Origin of the sequence: Citrobacter sp. Cf087 (assembly GCF_030334285.1) — a bacterium.
Classification (GTDB): Bacteria; Pseudomonadota; Gammaproteobacteria; order Enterobacterales; family Enterobacteriaceae; genus Citrobacter; species Citrobacter freundii.
This window is the reverse complement of sequence record NZ_JAOWED010000032.1, coordinates 24,308-39,380: the sequence shown is the minus strand read 5'-3', so window position 1 is coordinate 39,380 and position 15,073 is coordinate 24,308. Positions and strand designations below refer to the sequence as shown.

At 53.3% G+C, this 15,073-nt stretch carries 15 protein-coding genes; 9 read left to right on the top strand and 6 right to left on the bottom strand.

What is annotated here, in order from left to right:
- The first annotated feature begins 37 nt into the window (after positions 1 to 37).
- Genes OGV57_RS21785 through OGV57_RS21760 form a run of 6 tightly spaced genes read left to right on the top strand, consistent with a single transcriptional unit; the run spans position 38 to position 6,090 of the window.
- The gene (locus OGV57_RS21785; protein WP_054528852.1) at positions 38 to 1,201 is read left to right on the top strand and encodes a YhfX family PLP-dependent enzyme; all 1,164 of its coding nucleotides are present in this window, start codon (positions 38 to 40) and stop codon (positions 1,199 to 1,201) included.
- Positions 1,201 to 2,427, top strand: coding sequence for a phosphopentomutase (locus OGV57_RS21780; protein WP_054528851.1), 1,227 nt, complete (start codon positions 1,201 to 1,203; stop codon positions 2,425 to 2,427). Before OGV57_RS21785 ends, OGV57_RS21780 begins: the two co-directional genes overlap by 1 nt.
- On the top strand, positions 2,424 to 3,302 hold the full coding sequence (locus OGV57_RS21775) for a phosphotriesterase-related protein (RefSeq protein ID WP_032950375.1): 879 nt from the start codon (positions 2,424 to 2,426) through the stop codon (positions 3,300 to 3,302). Before OGV57_RS21780 ends, OGV57_RS21775 begins: the two co-directional genes overlap by 4 nt.
- 10 nt (positions 3,303 to 3,312) lie before the next feature.
- Complete coding sequence (locus OGV57_RS21770; RefSeq protein ID WP_003023576.1) at positions 3,313 to 3,666, top strand: DUF2620 domain-containing protein; 354 nt, start codon at positions 3,313 to 3,315, stop codon at positions 3,664 to 3,666.
- An 11-nt stretch (positions 3,667 to 3,677) separates the two neighbouring features.
- A complete protein-coding gene (locus OGV57_RS21765) occupies positions 3,678 to 4,982 on the top strand; it encodes a YhfT family protein (RefSeq protein ID WP_032950373.1) in 1,305 nt (434 codons plus the stop codon).
- Positions 4,983 to 4,995: 13 nt separating this feature from the next.
- Positions 4,996 to 6,090 (top strand): aminotransferase class I/II-fold pyridoxal phosphate-dependent enzyme, encoded by a 1,095-nt coding sequence (locus OGV57_RS21760; RefSeq protein ID WP_054528850.1) that lies wholly within the window; start codon positions 4,996 to 4,998, stop codon positions 6,088 to 6,090.
- Positions 6,091 to 6,157: 67 nt separating this feature from the next.
- On the opposite strand, the gene OGV57_RS21755 is transcribed toward OGV57_RS21760, so the two are convergent.
- From OGV57_RS21755 to tsgA, 6 genes are all read right to left on the bottom strand, one after another.
- Positions 6,158 to 6,328, bottom strand: coding sequence for a YhfL family protein (locus tag OGV57_RS21755; RefSeq protein ID WP_070808248.1), 171 nt, complete (start codon positions 6,326 to 6,328; stop codon positions 6,158 to 6,160).
- Positions 6,329 to 6,599: 271 nt separating this feature from the next.
- Complete coding sequence (gene cysG / locus OGV57_RS21750) at positions 6,600 to 7,973, bottom strand: siroheme synthase CysG (protein ID WP_016151091.1); 1,374 nt, start codon at positions 7,971 to 7,973, stop codon at positions 6,600 to 6,602.
- Positions 7,974 to 7,988: 15 nt separating this feature from the next.
- Positions 7,989 to 8,798, bottom strand: a complete 810-nt coding sequence (nirC, locus tag OGV57_RS21745) for a nitrite transporter NirC (protein ID WP_003023587.1) — start codon at positions 8,796 to 8,798, stop codon at positions 7,989 to 7,991.
- 186 nt (positions 8,799 to 8,984) lie between these two features.
- The gene (nirD, locus tag OGV57_RS21740) at positions 8,985 to 9,311 is read right to left on the bottom strand and encodes a nitrite reductase small subunit NirD (protein WP_003023590.1); all 327 of its coding nucleotides are present in this window, start codon (positions 9,309 to 9,311) and stop codon (positions 8,985 to 8,987) included.
- Positions 9,308 to 11,851, bottom strand: coding sequence for an NADPH-nitrite reductase large subunit (gene nirB, locus OGV57_RS21735; RefSeq protein ID WP_003023592.1), 2,544 nt, complete (start codon positions 11,849 to 11,851; stop codon positions 9,308 to 9,310). The genes nirD and nirB overlap by 4 nt, the downstream gene beginning before the upstream one ends.
- Positions 11,852 to 12,157: 306 nt before the next feature.
- On the bottom strand, positions 12,158 to 13,339 hold the full coding sequence (gene tsgA, locus OGV57_RS21730) for an MFS transporter TsgA (protein WP_003023593.1): 1,182 nt from the start codon (positions 13,337 to 13,339) through the stop codon (positions 12,158 to 12,160).
- A 264-nt stretch (positions 13,340 to 13,603) separates the two neighbouring features.
- Between tsgA and ppiA the strand changes: the two genes are divergently transcribed.
- From ppiA to OGV57_RS21715, 3 genes are all read left to right on the top strand, one after another.
- Entirely contained in the window at positions 13,604 to 14,176 is a 573-nt protein-coding gene (gene ppiA, locus OGV57_RS21725) for a peptidylprolyl isomerase A (RefSeq protein WP_003023595.1), read from the top strand.
- A gap of 106 nt (positions 14,177 to 14,282) precedes the next feature.
- Positions 14,283 to 14,450 (top strand): FicA/YhfG family antitoxin, encoded by a 168-nt coding sequence (ficA, locus tag OGV57_RS21720; protein ID WP_003023597.1) that lies wholly within the window; start codon positions 14,283 to 14,285, stop codon positions 14,448 to 14,450.
- On the top strand, positions 14,440 to 15,042 hold the full coding sequence (locus OGV57_RS21715) for a putative adenosine monophosphate-protein transferase Fic (protein ID WP_003023599.1): 603 nt from the start codon (positions 14,440 to 14,442) through the stop codon (positions 15,040 to 15,042). The genes ficA and OGV57_RS21715 overlap by 11 nt, the downstream gene beginning before the upstream one ends.
- Positions 15,043 to 15,073 lie beyond the last annotated feature (31 nt).

Below are 15,073 nucleotides of genomic sequence, written 5' to 3'. Positions count from 1 at the left end.
GAATATTTAACTGAAGGATTAGAAACGAGGCCGAGAAATGTTTATAGACGCATTGAAACGCCAGAACCCCGCGCTAATCTCCGCCGCTATCGCGTTATGGCAGCAGGGAAAGATCGCTCCTGATAGTTGGGTCATTGATGTTGACCAGGTCATTGAGAATGGCAAACGTCTGCTGGATGTCGCGGGGCAACATGGTATCTCGCTGTATCTGATGACCAAACAGGTTGGACGTAACCCGTGGCTGGCGGAGAAACTGTTGCAGCTTGGCTATGAAGGCATCGTGGTTGTCGATTACAAGGAGAGTCGCGTCATGCGCCGTGCCGGGTTGCCGGTTGCGCATCAGGGACATCTGGTGCAGATCCCGTCGCGGCTGGTCAATGAAGCTGTAGCGCAAGGTACTGAAGTCATCACATTGTTCTCACTGGAGAAAGCGCGCGAAGTTTCCGCTGCTGCGGTGAAGGCCGGTTGTGAACAGAACGTGATGCTGAAGGTGTACGACAAAGATGATTTTCTCTACCCGGGGCAGGAAAGCGGATTTCCGCTGATGTATCTGACGGATGTGGTCAATGAAATCCGCAGACTGCCGTGCCTGCGCCTGAGCGGCCTCACCCATTTCCCATGCCTGTTATGGGATGAAAACTCCGCGCAGACGATGCCGACGCCTAATCTGCATACGCTGGTAAATGCCCGACGTCAGTTGGTTGAGGCCGGGATTGCCATTGAGCAGCTTAATGCGCCGTCAGCCAGTAGCTGTTCGTCACTCCCTTTGCTGGCGGAATATGGTGTCACCCATGCGGAGCCGGGTCATGCGTTGACCGGCACCATTCCTTCCAATCAAAAAGGCGACCAGCCGGAACGCATTGCGATGCTGTGGTTGAGCGAGATATCGCACAATTTTCGCGGGGACAGTTATTGCTACGGCGGGGGCTATTATCGTCGCGGCCATGCGCAAAATGCGCTGGTCTTTACGCCAGAAAATGACGCGCCGATCGCAGCGAAGCTAAAACCCGTGGACGACAGCAGCATTGACTACTACCTGCCTGTGGCCGGTGAGTTTCCGGTGAGCAGCGCGGTGATCTTCTGTTTTCGCACCCAGATCTTCGTGACGCGTAGCGACGTGGTGCTGGTGTCGGGCATTCAGCGCGGCGTAGCTGAAATCGTCGCGCGATACGACAGTCTCGGCAATATTCTGGAGGACTAATGGCCCGATTCGTGGTGTTGGTAATCGACAGTTTTGGCGTTGGCGCAATGAAAGACGTCACGCGGGTCAGGCCGCAGGATGCCGGAGCGAATACCTGTGGTCATATCCTGGGCGAACTCCCGCAGTTACGGCTGCCAACGCTTGAGAAGTTGGGGCTGATTAACGCTCTGGGCTTTGCGCCGGGCGTGATGAAACCTTCGGAATCGGCAGTCTGGGGCGTTGCGGAGCTGCAGCATGAAGGGGGAGATACCTTTATGGGCCATCAGGAGATTTTAGGTACACGGCCTCAGGCCCCGCTGCGGATGCCATTTAGCGACGTCATTGATCGCGTTGAGCAAGCGCTAAAAGCCGCAGGCTGGCAGGTGGAACGTCGCGGCGGCGACCTGGCGTTTCTTTGGATCAACGATGCGGTTGCAGTGGGCGATAACCTCGAAGCGGATTTAGGTCAGGTCTACAACGTCACTGCCAACCTGTCCGCTATTGCGTTTGATGAGGTGCTAAAGATTGGCCGCGTAGTGCGTGAACAGGTTCAGGTCGGGCGCGTCATCACCTTTGGCGGCCAGCTTGCGAACAGCCAGCGCATTCTGGATGCCGCCGAAACGATGGAAGGGCGCTTTGTCGGCATTAATGCCCCACGCTCCGGCGCGTATGAAAGCGGTTTTCAGGTCAGGCATATGGGCTTTGGCGTAGATGAGCAGGTACAGGTACCGCAAAAACTGCATGACGCCGGAATCCCTACCGTGCTGGTCGGTAAAGTGGCGGACATCGTTGGCAATCCGCACGGGCGCAGCTGGCAAAACCTGGTAGATAGCCAGCAGATTATGGATATCACGCTTAACGAATTTAACGCGGAATCGACGGTATTTATCTGTACCAACATTCAGGAAACCGATCTCGCCGGACACGCTGAAGACGTCGCACGTTATGCCGAACGGCTGCAGCTTGTTGATCTTAATCTTTCACGCCTTCTGACCGCTATGGAGCCAAATGACTGTCTGGTGGTCATGGCCGATCACGGCAACGATCCGACCATAGGGCACAGCCACCATACCCGGGAAGTTGTGCCGGTATTGGTGTATCAACAGGGGCTTGAGCCTGCGCAATTAGGCATCCGGGCGACGTTATCCGATGTTGGCGCTACGGTGTGTGAATTTTTCGGCGCGGCGGCGCCACAAAACGGCTGTTCTTTTCTCTCGGCATTACGCCTTACAGGAGACACCTTATGAACTTTGATCCGACGGGCTACACCTGGGTCCACGAACATCTGCATATCGATCTCTCCGGATTTAAGAATAACCTCGACTGCCGGTTAGATCAGTACGATCTCATTTGTCAGGAAATGAAGGATCTCCGGGCGTTAGGCGTCAGCAACATTATTGAGATGACCAACCGCTATATGGGACGTAATCCGCAATTCATGCTCGACCTGATGCGCGATACCGGAATCAACGTCGTGGCCTGCACAGGCTATTACCAGGATGCGTTCTTCCCTGAACATGTTGCGGCCCGCAGCGTAGAACAGCTCGCGCAGGAGATGGTCGATGAGATTGTCGTCGGTATTGATGGCACTGAATTGAAGGCCGGAATTATCGCGGAAATTGGCTCTAGTGAAGGCGTGATTACGCCGCTTGAAGAGAAGGTGTTTATCGCCGCGGCGCGGGCACACATCGAAACCGGACGCCCCATCTCAACCCATACCTCTTTTAGCACGATGGGAGTGGAACAGCTGGTGTTGCTACAGGCGCACGGCGTCGACCTTTCCCGCGTAACCGTTGGTCACTGCGACCTGAAAGATAATCTCGACAATATCTTACGCATGATCGAGCTCGGCGCGTATGTGCAATTCGATACCATCGGAAAAAACAACTATTACCCGGACGAGAAACGCATCGCCATGCTGCACGCGATACGCGATTGCGGACTGCTTAGCCACGTCATGCTCTCTATGGACATTACCCGCCGCTCGCATTTAAAAGCCAATGGCGGCAATGGCTACGACTATCTGTTAACCACCTTTATCCCACAGCTGCGCCAGTCAGGATTCAGTCAGGCCGATGTGGACACGATGTTACGTGATAACCCCTCAAAATTTTTCCAATAAGGACAGAATCATGAAAAAGATTGGCGTTGCTGGCTTACAGCGTGAGCAGATTAAAAAAACCATCGAAACCGCAGCACCGGGCTGCTTTGAAGTCTCCATTCATAACGATATGGAAGCGGCGATGAAGGTGAAATCCGGACAACTGGATTACTACATCGGCGCTTGTAACACCGGTGCGGGTGCAGCACTGTCGATTGCCATCGCGGTGATTGGCTACAACAAGAGTTGCACTATCGCCAAGCCGGGTATTAAGGCGAAAGACGAACATATCGCAAAAATGGTTGCGGAAGGGAAAGTGGCGTTTGGTCTCTCCGTCGAACATGTTGAACATGCGATTCCGATGCTGGTTAACCACCTGAAATAAAAGGCATGACTATGGATCTGTATATTCAGATTGTGGTGGTGGCCTGCCTGACCGGCATGACGTCACTTCTGGCACACCGCTCGGCGGCCGTCTTTCATGACGGCATCCGCCCGATTCTGCCGCAGCTGATCGAGGGGTACATGAACCGCCGGGAGGCGGGAAGTATCGCGTTTGGTCTGAGTATCGGCTTTGTCGCGTCGGTGGGGATCTCCTTTACCCTGAAAACCGGCTTGCTCAACGCTTGGCTGCTGTTCCTGCCGACGGATATTCTCGGCGTGCTGGCAATGAACAGCCTGTTGGCGTTCGGTCTGGGCGCTATCTGGGGCGTATTGATTCTGACCTGCCTGCTGCCGGTGAACCATTTGCTCACGGCGCTGCCGGTTGATGTACTGGGCAGCCTCGGTGAGCTGAGTTCTCCGGTGGTTTCCGCATTCGCACTCTTCCCGCTGGTGGCGATTTTCTACCAGTTTGGCTGGAAACACAGCATTATCGCGGCAGTAGTGGTACTGATGACCCGCGTGGTGGTGGTGCGTTACTTCCCGCATCTGAACCCGGAATCGATTGAGATTTTTGTGGGGATGATGATGCTGTTGGCGATCGCCATTACGCATGATATTCGCCATCGCGGTGATGAGGAGATGGATGCCAGTGGGCTATCGGTCTTTGAAGAACGAACCTCACGGATTATTAAAAACCTGCCGTATATTGCCATTGTAGGCGCGCTGATTGCCGCCGTTGCCAGTATGAAAATTTTTGCTGGTAGCGAGGTCTCAATTTTTACGCTGGAAAAAGCCTATTCAGCGGGGATTACGCCTGAGCAATCGCAGACGCTGGTTAACCAGGCGGCGCTGGCGGAATTTATGCGTGGGTTGGGTTTTGTGCCGTTGATTGCCACCACCGCGCTGGCAACCGGTGTATACGCGGTAGCGGGCTTCACCTTTGTTTATTCCGTTGGTTATCTGGCACCGAACCCGTGGATAGCGGCAATCCTTGGCGCTATCGTGATTTCCGCGGAAGTGTTGCTGCTGCGCTCAATTGGCAAATGGCTGGGGCGTTATCCGTCAGTGCGTAACGCATCGGACAATATTCGTAATGCGATGAATATGCTGATGGAAATGGCGCTGCTGATAGGCTCGATTTTTGCCGCCATTAAGATGGCTGGCTACACCGGTTTCTCGATTGCGGTGGCGATTTACTTCCTTAACGAATCGATAGGGCGTCCGGTGCAGAAGATGGCGGCCCCGGTCGTGGCGGTGATGATTACGGGTATTGTGCTGAATATTCTCTACTGGTTTGGTCTGTTTGTTCCGGCCTGAGGAGGCGTAAAACATGAAGACGTTCCCTCTACAAAGTCTGACGCTCGCGCAAGCACAACAAAAGCAGTTTGCGCTGGTGGATACGCTCTGCCGTCACTTTCCTGGCGCTGACTTTCTGGCCGGTGGCGATTTCGGGCTGACCCCGGGGCTGAATCAGCCCCGGGTCACGCAGCGTGTGGAAACGGTGCTGGCCGAGGCGTTTCATGCTGAAGCCGCCGTGCTGGTTCAGGGGGCTGGCACCGGGGCTATTCGCGCCGGGCTGGCCGCACTGCTCAAACCCGGGCAGCGGCTGCTGGTACACGACGCACCTGTGTATCCTACAACACAGGTGATCATCGAGCAGATGGGCATCACCCTGGTCAGGGCTGATTTCAACAGTCCCTCGGCAATCATGCGGGCTATTACGCAGTATCGCCCTGATGCCGCGCTGGTACAGCATACGCGGCAGCAACCGCAGGACCATTACGTTTTAGCGGATGTGTTGGCGGAAATAACACAATGCGGCGTACCGACATTAACCGATGATAACTACGCGGTGATGAAAGTAGAGGGTATCGGCTGCGAATGCGGGGCGACGCTGTCCACCTTTTCCTGCTTTAAGCTCTTCGGCCCGGAAGGCGTAGGGGCGGTTGTTGGCAAGGCAGAGGTCATCGCTAAAATCCGTAACACCCTCTATTCCGGCGGCAGCCAGATCCAGGGAGCGCAGGCGCTGGAGGTGCTGCGTGGCCTGGTTTTCGCCCCGGTGATGCATGCGGTACAGGCTGGGGTATCTGAACGGCTGCTAACAATGCTCAATAGTGGAGTGCTACCCGAGGTGAAACAGGCTGTTATTGCCAATGCCCAGTCGAAGGTGCTGATCGTGGAGTTTCACCAGCCGATTGCCGCCCGTGTGCTGAAAGCGGCGCAAGAGAGAGGTGCGCTACCGTATCCGGTAGGAGCTGAGTCGAAGTATGAGATCCCTCCGCTGTTCTATCGCCTTTCGGGGACGTTTCGCGAAGCTAATCCGTTGCTGGGTGATTATGCGATTCGCATTAATCCTAACCGAAGTGGAGAAGAAACGGTGCTGCGTATTTTGCGCGAGAGCGTGAGCGCGATGATGTGTGAATGAGTAGCTAATCTATAAATGCAAAAACCGGGAAATTCCCGGTTTTTTTGTATCTGCGCAATCGCGTATATTATTGATTTGCAGCCGGGCCGCAGCCACCAATAATTTTAGAAACTGAAATCGCCGGATGGAATAAATAATCGTAGCTACAGTTGTTTTTTGTGTTTTCAATATGACCAGTACATGCGGTCAGCGTAGCCAGTACACCTGCCACGATGGTGATTTTTGCAAATTTAAACATGATAAAATCCTTGTAAAATATCTATTTATTAAATGGATGAAATCCATTTCTCGGCGATTAAGATATCAACTAAGGAAGATTTTAAATAGTCCGAATAAGGACATGATAATGTTAGGATAAATTATATTTTTAATGAATTAAAATGCTATGAAATGTATCTATTTTTAATAAATTGATGAATGCTATGGATGATATTTTATTTAGATTAAATATTAACTTTTGTGAATCATAAATAAATGCCCTGAATATCAGGGCATTTATTAGCATTCAATTAATGATTCGAGAACCAGTTCAGCTTATCGCGTAGTCCAACCACGCGACCGACGATAATCAGCGCCGGACTTTCAACCTGCTGTGCCAGCTCGCCGAGCTGCGTCAGAACCCCGTTGACGACGCGTTGCTTCACGGAAGTCCCGTTTTCTACCAGCGCGACGGTCATATCAGGCTGCATGCCAAACTCAATCAGTTTTTCCTGGATGGTGGCTGCCTGATTCAGTCCCATGTAGAACACCAGCGTCTGTTTCTCGGCCGCCAGGTTTTCCCAGTCCAGCTCACCGCCGGTTTTCAGGTGTCCGGTAACCAGACGCACGCTCTGAGCGTAATCACGATGGGTCAGTGGAATGCCGGAATAGGCAGAACAACCGGATGCTGCGGTAATACCAGGCACTACAGAGAATGGAATACCGGCATGGCACAGCGTTTCCAGCTCTTCGCCACCACGGCCAAAGATGAACGGGTCGCCACCTTTCAGTCGTACCACGCGCTTGCCCTGTTGTGCTTCACGCAGCAGGATCTGATTGATCTCTTCCTGCGGTACGCAGTGATAGCCCGCACGTTTGCCGACGAACACCCGGTCTGCATCGCGGCGTACAAGGTTCATGATGTCGTCGGAAACCAGGCGGTCATAGACCACGACATCCGCTTGCTGGATCTGCTGTAGCCCTTTCAGCGTCAGCAGGCCGGCATCGCCAGGACCGGCGCCAACCAGCACCACTTCACCACGGTGATCCAGCGGTTCGCTGAGCATTTGCTCGGTGGTTTCCTCGACGGCTTTCAGGTCATTGTTCGCCAGCGACTGCGCCAGGCGGTCATTCACGAACAATTTTTCCCAGAAGCGGCGACGTTCACCCATGCTGGCAAACTGTTTCTTCACCCGGGAGCGCAACTTGCCGGCATATTGTGCGACCTGGCCCAAATGCTGAGGCAGTACGGATTCAAGCCTTTCACGCAGCAGACGGGCAAGCACCGGCGATGTCCCGCCGGAGGAGACCGCCACCATCAGCGGCGAGCGGTCGATAATGGAGGGCATGATAAAACTGGCTGCTTTTGGCGCGTCGACCACGTTGCAGAAGATACGACGTGACTCCGCGGCGGTGCTGACGCTTTGGTTGACGGCATCGTCATCGGTGGCGGCAATAGCCAGCCAGCAGGTGTTGAGCAGGGACTCATCGAACGGTCCCTCAACCAGCGTCAGCATGCCTTCATCTGCCCATACTTTGAACTGCGGAATAAACGCCAGTGCATTAACCGTTAAACGGGCGCCCGCTTCCAGCAGTAACCGCGCTTTGCGTTCTGCGACATCACCACCGCCGACGATCAAGCAGTCGCGGTCACGTAGTTGACAAAATATAGGCAAATGGTCCACGACATTACCCCTTAATTAATTATTAGCAGCCGCCTCTGGCTGGTTGATTTTTGCCGGAGCCGGACGCTCCGATTTTGGCGTAGCATACCAATAACCTAATCCCATGAATACGACACCGGACAAAGTATTACCGAGTGTCACCCACAGCAGGTTATGACCAATTCCTGACAGGGTATAAGCTTCGCTGTGATGACCGAACCAGGAGAGGGCAAACAGCGTCATGTTGGCCACCGAGTGCTCGTAGCCGGAAGCGATAAACGCCAGCAGACACCACCAGATAGCGAGGAATTTTGCCGCGCCTTCGGTACGGATTGCCATCCATATTGCCAGACAAACCAACCAGTTACACAGTGCGCCTTTAAAGAACAGCACCGTTGCAGGCGCGGTGGTTTTCGCCAGCGCGACCGAATGGACGATGCTGGTATCGACCGGCAGCAGACTGCCGCCTCCCCAGCTATAAAGCAGGGCGACAAACACGGATCCGACCAGATTTCCCAGCCAGGTTTGCGGTAGGATAGCCCACATTTGGCCGTGGCTGATGGTGCCCGCTTTGACGCCGAGCGTCAGGAACATGGTGTGACCGGTAAACAGTTCTGAACCGGCAATAATAACCAGCGTTAAGGCGATACCAAAGGTTGCACCCATCACCAGCGGACGTACGGACGGGTCGAGCAGGTTACCGAGGGTAAAAATAAGGATGATGCCGAGGCCAACGTAGGCCCCTGCCATTGCCGAACTGACCCAGAACCCGAGCGGGTTATTTGCCGACAGGCGTGCGATGCGCGCAGCGTTAGCCGCACACTTATTGATAGTGTCTGTGAACATGTGTTGATTATCCTTGAAGTACAAAAATAAAAAGAAATCGTAACCGTAGGCCGGATAAGGCATTTATGCCGCCATCCGGCAATGTGCTTTTGCAATTGCCTGATGGCGCTACGCTTATCAGGCCTACCAATAAAAGACCTACAAATACGTCAAAAAAGGGGAGGCGTTGCGCCTCCCAAAAATTTATTAACCGCGCAGTTGCACCGTGCCGTCTTTCACTCGCGCTTCGTAATGTTTCACGGAGAACTGTTCGTCTTCCATGCACAGTCCGTCGCTTAAACGAAAACGCTGTTTTTTCAGCGGGCTGGCAACCCACAATTCGCCCTGGTGTTCAGCAATCAGCCCACGAGAAAGCACGCTGGACTCAAAGAACGGGTCGATGTTGCTGATCGCAAACACCTGGTCGCTGTGATACGGGCGGAAAATTGCAACCTGCTCGTTACCTAACAGGGCGCAGACGCCTGTTGCAGGCAGAATGTCATCGATTTTGCAGATGTTTTTCCACTGGCTCATGCGTTTTCCTCCACCAGAGTCACCGGGATACGCTCATAAGGCGTGGCCGGACGATGTTGTTCACGTTCAGGCACAACCTGGACATTCGGATCGCGTTTATCGCTGTTGATAAAGTGTTTGAAGCGAACCTGCGCGGATGGGGTGTTAACGGTTTCTGTCCACTCGCAGACCACCGCTTCACGCAGACGGGCCATCTCTTCTTCAAGATGCTGGTTCAGGCCCAGCTTGTCGTCGATGATGACGGACTTCAGATACTCGATACCGCCTTCCAGATTGTCTAACCACGGTGCGGTACGGGTCAGTTTGTCGGCGGTACGGATGTAGAACATCATGAAACGATCAAGGTACTTGAGCAGCGTTTCGCGATCGATATCTGCTGCCAGCAGGTCTGCATGGCGAGGTTTCATCCCGCCGTTACCGCAAACGTACAGGTTCCAGCCTTTCTCAGTGGCGATGATACCCACGTCTTTGCCCTGAGCTTCCGCACATTCGCGGGTACAACCGGAGACGCCGAATTTCATTTTGTGCGGGGTACGAATGCCTTTGTAGCGATTTTCCAGCTCCACGCCGAAGCCGACGCTATCGCCGACACCATAACGACACCAGGTGCTACCTACGCAGGTTTTCGCCATACGCAGCGCTTTGGCATACGCGTGGCCGGTTTCAAAACCGGCTTCAATCAGCTGACGCCAGATTTCCGGCAGGTCATCTTTCTGCGCGCCGAACAGACCGATACGCTGAGAACCGGTAATTTTGGTGTACAGGTTAAACTCACGCGCGATACGGCCCACGGCCACCAGGCCTTCAGGGGTAATTTCGCCACCCGCAGAGCGCGGGATCACGGAGTAAGTACCGTCTTTCTGGATGTTAGCCAGGAAGTTGTCGTTGGTGTCCTGCAGCGGCGTATGCTGCGGTTTGAGGATGTACTCATTCCAGCAGGACGCCAGCAGAGAACCCACGGTAGGTTTACACACTTCGCAGCCGTAGCCTTTCCCGTGTTTGGCCAGCAGCTCTTCGAAGGTTTTGATGCCTTCTACACGGATGAGATGGAACAGTTCCTGACGTGAGTACGGGAAGTGTTCGCACAGGTTGTTATTCACTTCGATACCCTGTTTCGCCAGTTCGGCGTTCAGGACCTGCGTTACCAGCGGGATACACCCGCCACATCCGGTACCGGCTTTGGTTTCCGCTTTCAGCGCCGCAACGGTATGGCAGCCTTTGTTGATAGCGGCAACCAGCATGCCTTTGGTGACGTCAAAGCAGGAGCAAATCTGCGCGCTGTCCGGCAGTTTATCGACACCGATAGATGGCTTACCGCTGCCCGCATGTGCTGGCAGAATCAGTGAATCTGGATTTTCCGGCAGTTCAATGGCGTTCAGCACCAACTGCAGCAGATTGCCGTAATCGCTGGTGTCGCCAACCAGAACCGCGCCGAGCAGGGTTTTGTTATCTTCGCTAACGATCAGGCGTTTGTAGACTTCTTTGCTTTCGTCGAGATAGACATAGCTACGTGCGCCCGGCGTGCGAGCATGCGCGTCGCCAATACCGCCGACGTCAACGCCGAGCAGCTTCAGCTTGGCGCTCAGGTCCGCGCCTTCAAAGGCGTTTTCAGTTTCGAGAATATGGTCAACGGCAACCTGCGCCATTTTGTAGCCAGGAGCGACCAGACCATACACGCGGTTGTTCCAGCTTGCGCATTCGCCGATGGCATAGATGTCCGGGTCAGAAGTCTGGCAGGTGTCGTTAATGACGATACCGCCGCGTGGCGCGACGTCAAGGCCGCACTGGGTGGCCAGTTTGTCGCGTGGACGAATACCGGTAGAGAAGACGATGAAATCGACTTCCAGTTCGCTACCGTCGGCAAAACGCATGGTTTTGCGCGCTTCGGTGCCTTCCTGAACGATCTCTTTGGTGTTTTTGCTGGTGTGCACACGCACGCCCATGCTTTCAATTTTGCGACGTAACTGCTCGCCACCCATATGATCCAGCTGTTCAGCCATCAGCATTGGGGCGAATTCAATCACGTGGGTTTCAACGCCGAGGCTTTTCAGCGCACCAGCGGCTTCCAGGCCCAGCAGGCCACCGCCGACCACGGCACCGCGTTTGCTACGGCGCGCGCAAGACTCAATCGCGTTGAGGTCTTCGATGGTGCGGTAAACGAAGCAGTCCTGGGTTTCCGAACCTTTAATCGGTGGGATCCACGGGTAAGAGCCCGTCGCCATGATTAGCTTATCGTAGTAAACCGTACGACCTGCGCTGGAGTGGATTACTTTCTCCTGGCGGTTAATGGTAATTGCGCGCTCGCCCACTAACACCTTAACGCCATGCTTCTCGTAGAATCCTTCACGCACCAGAGAAAGCTCTTCGGCGGTGTGGTGGGAGAAGTAGGAAGACAGGTGTACGCGGTCGTATGCTTTGCGGGGTTCTTCACAGAAGACGGTAATATCAAAATTGGCAGCGTCGGATTTATCAAGAAGATCCTCAATAAAGCGATGGCCGACCATACCATTACCGATAATAGCGAGTCTGACTTTGCTCATTTTTGCCTCGATTTCTTTTCTATTACTGCCTACCTTAACGATTCAGCAATCGCACTTATTGATGCAAATCAAATTCGCCCTTATATACTCCTTAAGAGGTATATAACTGATTTGTCAGCATTTTTATAAGTGACGGAATTATTTGAGTTTTCGTGTTTGTACAAATAGCGTACAAATTAAGGGGTTTTTGTAAGAATTGGCCTACATGACCAGAGAAAGAAGAGAGGAGGCGAAAATATGCCGGATGATGTGGATACCATCCGGCAGTGTGTAGGCCGGGCTAGCGAAGCGCCCCCGGCACTGAAATTAATGCGTTGCTGGCGCGTTATGCTGGCGATGACGCGTGACGAAGCCAAGAATAAAGCACATTACGAATACAACCGCATATAAGCCGTTAGCCGTCTGCAATGCCGCCTGTGGGCCGCTATGTGCCACAATAGGGCCGGTTACCACGAAGGTGAGCATAGTACCGATGGTGCCGCAGGTCAGAACGAAGTTAACCAGTTTGGGTGAGGCGACCTTCGTCTGCTGGGATCCAAGGGTAATGATGGTGGTATAAATCGCGCTGGAGAAGAAGCCCAGCGTTAGAATGAACCACGGCATATGTTCCGGCGTACCCGTGATAAACAGATACATCAGTACGGTGGCCAGACCCGCCAGTACGGTCAGGATGCGTTGCAAATCGAAGAAACGCAGAATGAAGCTAAACGCCCACATGCCAACCATGTAAGACATCCAGAAGTCGCTGACCAGTTTACCTGCGTCGTTCAGGCTCATACCCAGGCTTTTGGCGTATTCCGGAACCCAGGAGATAAAGCCCAACTGACCGAGGATGTAGCACAGCGCGGCGATCGCCAGAAACAGCACGCCAATCCCCCATTTTTCTTTTACTACCGGCGCGTCTGACTGCTGAGCGTGTTTACCCAGTGCCGGAAATTCACAACCGAAGGTCAGCAGGAAAATAGCGACGTATACCAGGCCGATGCAAGCATAGACCCAATACCATTCGATGCTGCGCGCTAACAGGAACGCGGCAACCATCGGGAAAATCATACCGGCCATGCTGAAGAAGGAGTCAGTAAACAGCAGGCGTGAACCGCGCTGGCGACCTTCGTACATTTGAGTTACCAGGAACGTACCAATCGACATGGTTATACCGCTCACAAGACCCAATACAAACATGGCGGCAGAGAACAAGGCCAGGCTATGGCTGAGCATCAGTCCGGCGACTGCCAGTACCATCAGGATAAAGCCGAAGCGCAACTGGGTTTTCAGGGGCACGATTTCCATTAGCCATGCATTTAGAAAGATAGAGATCAGAATGCCGGCATTCAGGAAGGTGAAGGTGTTACTCATGCTGGAAACGGGCAAATGGAAGTAATCTGCGATGTTTCCCATCACCATCCCGGTGACAATTACCAACGCACCTGTCAGGGCGTAGGAGAGAAAGCTAATCCATGTGAGCTTGATGCGATTGCTGTTAGTCATGACTGGCCTGTATAGAAGTGTAAGGCGCATTGACTGCGCCGTGAGCGGGCAGATTTTAGGCGCTTTTGTGATGTATTTAAATATTTATTGGTAATGACTTTGTTTATTACATTTTTGTATGTGATCTAAATCACATTGATTCATGCGGCAGTAAGGTTACATTTGTTTCAAGTACGTAAAATTAGGTAAAGGGATGGCCTTGTCCTTGAAGGCTCTTTAGAATCAATTCACTTGCTTCATTTCTGCTCTTGTTAAGGAATTCTCATGCTCAAATCGACTCTGGCGGCTGTTGCAGCTGTTCTCGCTCTTTCTGCTCTCTCTCCCGCAGCACTGGCAGCAAAAGGTGACCCTCATGTTCTGCTGACAACCTCTGCTGGTAACATTGAGCTGGAGCTGAACAGTCAGAAAGCCCCGGTTTCAGTGCAAAACTTTGTCGATTATGTCAACAGCGGTTTCTATAACAACACTACGTTCCACCGTGTGATCCCTGGCTTCATGGTGCAGGGCGGCGGTTTTACCGAGCAGATGCAGCAGAAGAAACCTAACCCGCCCATCAAGAATGAAGCCGATAACGGACTGCGTAACACCCGCGGCACGATTGCTATGGCGCGTACAGCGGATAAAGACAGCGCGACCAGCCAGTTCTTTATCAACATTGCAGACAACGCTTTCCTCGATCACGGCCAGCGCGACTTTGGCTATGCTGTCTTCGGAAAAGTTGTGAAAGGTATGGATGTCGCGGATAAGATCTCTCAGGTACAGACCCATGATGTCGGTCCATACCAGAATGTTCCGTCAAAACCGATTGTTATCCTTTCTGCTAAAGTTCTGCCGTAATCGTATCTCGCGCGGGTAGTTCTTGCCCGCGTTCCCCCCTCTCTCTGCGTAACCCGAAATTGCTGCTTATACTTGTGGCAAGTGTCGGCTCATTCAGGGAGGTCACGTGAAAAAACTCACCGATAAACAAAAGTCCAGGCTGTGGGAACAGCGGCGAAACGCCAATTTCCAGGCCAGCCGACGGCTGGAAGGCGTAGATATTCTACGGGTTACTCTGAGTGCTGAAGACGCTCTGGCGCGTCTTGAAGAGCTGAGGAGGCACTATGAGCGATAAATTCGGTGATGGTCGCGACCCGTATTTATATCCGGGCCTGAATGTCATGCGTAACCGTCTGGGGATTCATCAGGCGCAGCGTTTGGCGCAGGCGGCTTATGAACTGACGGCGCTGCGTGCGGCGACTATCGAATTGGGGCCGCTTAAACGGGGCTTACCGCACCTGTGCGCCATTCATCGCCAGCTGTATCGGGATATTTTTGACTGGGCGGGACACCTGCGCGAAGTCGATATTTACCAGGGCGATACTCGCTTTTGCCATTTCGCCTATATCGAGAAAGAGGGCAATGCACTGATGCAGGACCTGGAAGATGAGTCCTGGCTGGTGGGATTACCGGAAGACAAGTTTGTCGATCGTCTTGCGCACTATTATTGCGAAATCAATGTGCTGCATCCGTTTCGCATTGGTAGCGGTCTGGCGCAGCGTATTTTCTTCGAACAGTTAGCGATTCATGCAGGGTATGTGCTGAGCTGGGATGGCATTCCGGTTGAGGAGTGGAATCAGGCTAATCAGAGCGGGGCGATGGGTGACCTCTCTGCACTGCGGGCGATATTTCGTAAAGTGGTAAGCGAAGCACCGGAAACTGAGTAGAATAGCGCGGTTCTTATGTACCGGAGCCGCC

Bases quoted from the DNA above. Each gene is read 5' to 3' on its own strand.
- OGV57_RS21780 (WP_054528851.1), top strand. From the start codon at position 1,201: ATGGCCCGATTCGTGGTGTTGGTAATCGACAGTTTTGGCGTTGGCGCA.
- tsgA (WP_003023593.1), bottom strand. From the start codon at position 13,339: ATGACTAACAGCAATCGCATCAAGCTCACATGGATTAGCTTTCTCTCC.
- OGV57_RS21760 (WP_054528850.1), top strand. From the start codon at position 4,996: ATGAAGACGTTCCCTCTACAAAGTCTGACGCTCGCGCAAGCACAACAA.
- nirB (WP_003023592.1), bottom strand. From the start codon at position 11,851: ATGAGCAAAGTCAGACTCGCTATTATCGGTAATGGTATGGTCGGCCAT.
- ppiA (WP_003023595.1), top strand. From the start codon at position 13,604: ATGCTCAAATCGACTCTGGCGGCTGTTGCAGCTGTTCTCGCTCTTTCT.
- OGV57_RS21715 (WP_003023599.1), top strand. From the start codon at position 14,440: ATGAGCGATAAATTCGGTGATGGTCGCGACCCGTATTTATATCCGGGC.
- nirC (WP_003023587.1), bottom strand. From the start codon at position 8,798: ATGTTCACAGACACTATCAATAAGTGTGCGGCTAACGCTGCGCGCATC.
- OGV57_RS21785 (WP_054528852.1), top strand. From the start codon at position 38: ATGTTTATAGACGCATTGAAACGCCAGAACCCCGCGCTAATCTCCGCC.
- nirD (WP_003023590.1), bottom strand. From the start codon at position 9,311: ATGAGCCAGTGGAAAAACATCTGCAAAATCGATGACATTCTGCCTGCA.
- OGV57_RS21775 (WP_032950375.1), top strand. From the start codon at position 2,424: ATGAACTTTGATCCGACGGGCTACACCTGGGTCCACGAACATCTGCAT.
- OGV57_RS21770 (WP_003023576.1), top strand. From the start codon at position 3,313: ATGAAAAAGATTGGCGTTGCTGGCTTACAGCGTGAGCAGATTAAAAAA.
- OGV57_RS21765 (WP_032950373.1), top strand. From the start codon at position 3,678: ATGGATCTGTATATTCAGATTGTGGTGGTGGCCTGCCTGACCGGCATG.
- OGV57_RS21755 (WP_070808248.1), bottom strand. From the start codon at position 6,328: ATGTTTAAATTTGCAAAAATCACCATCGTGGCAGGTGTACTGGCTACG.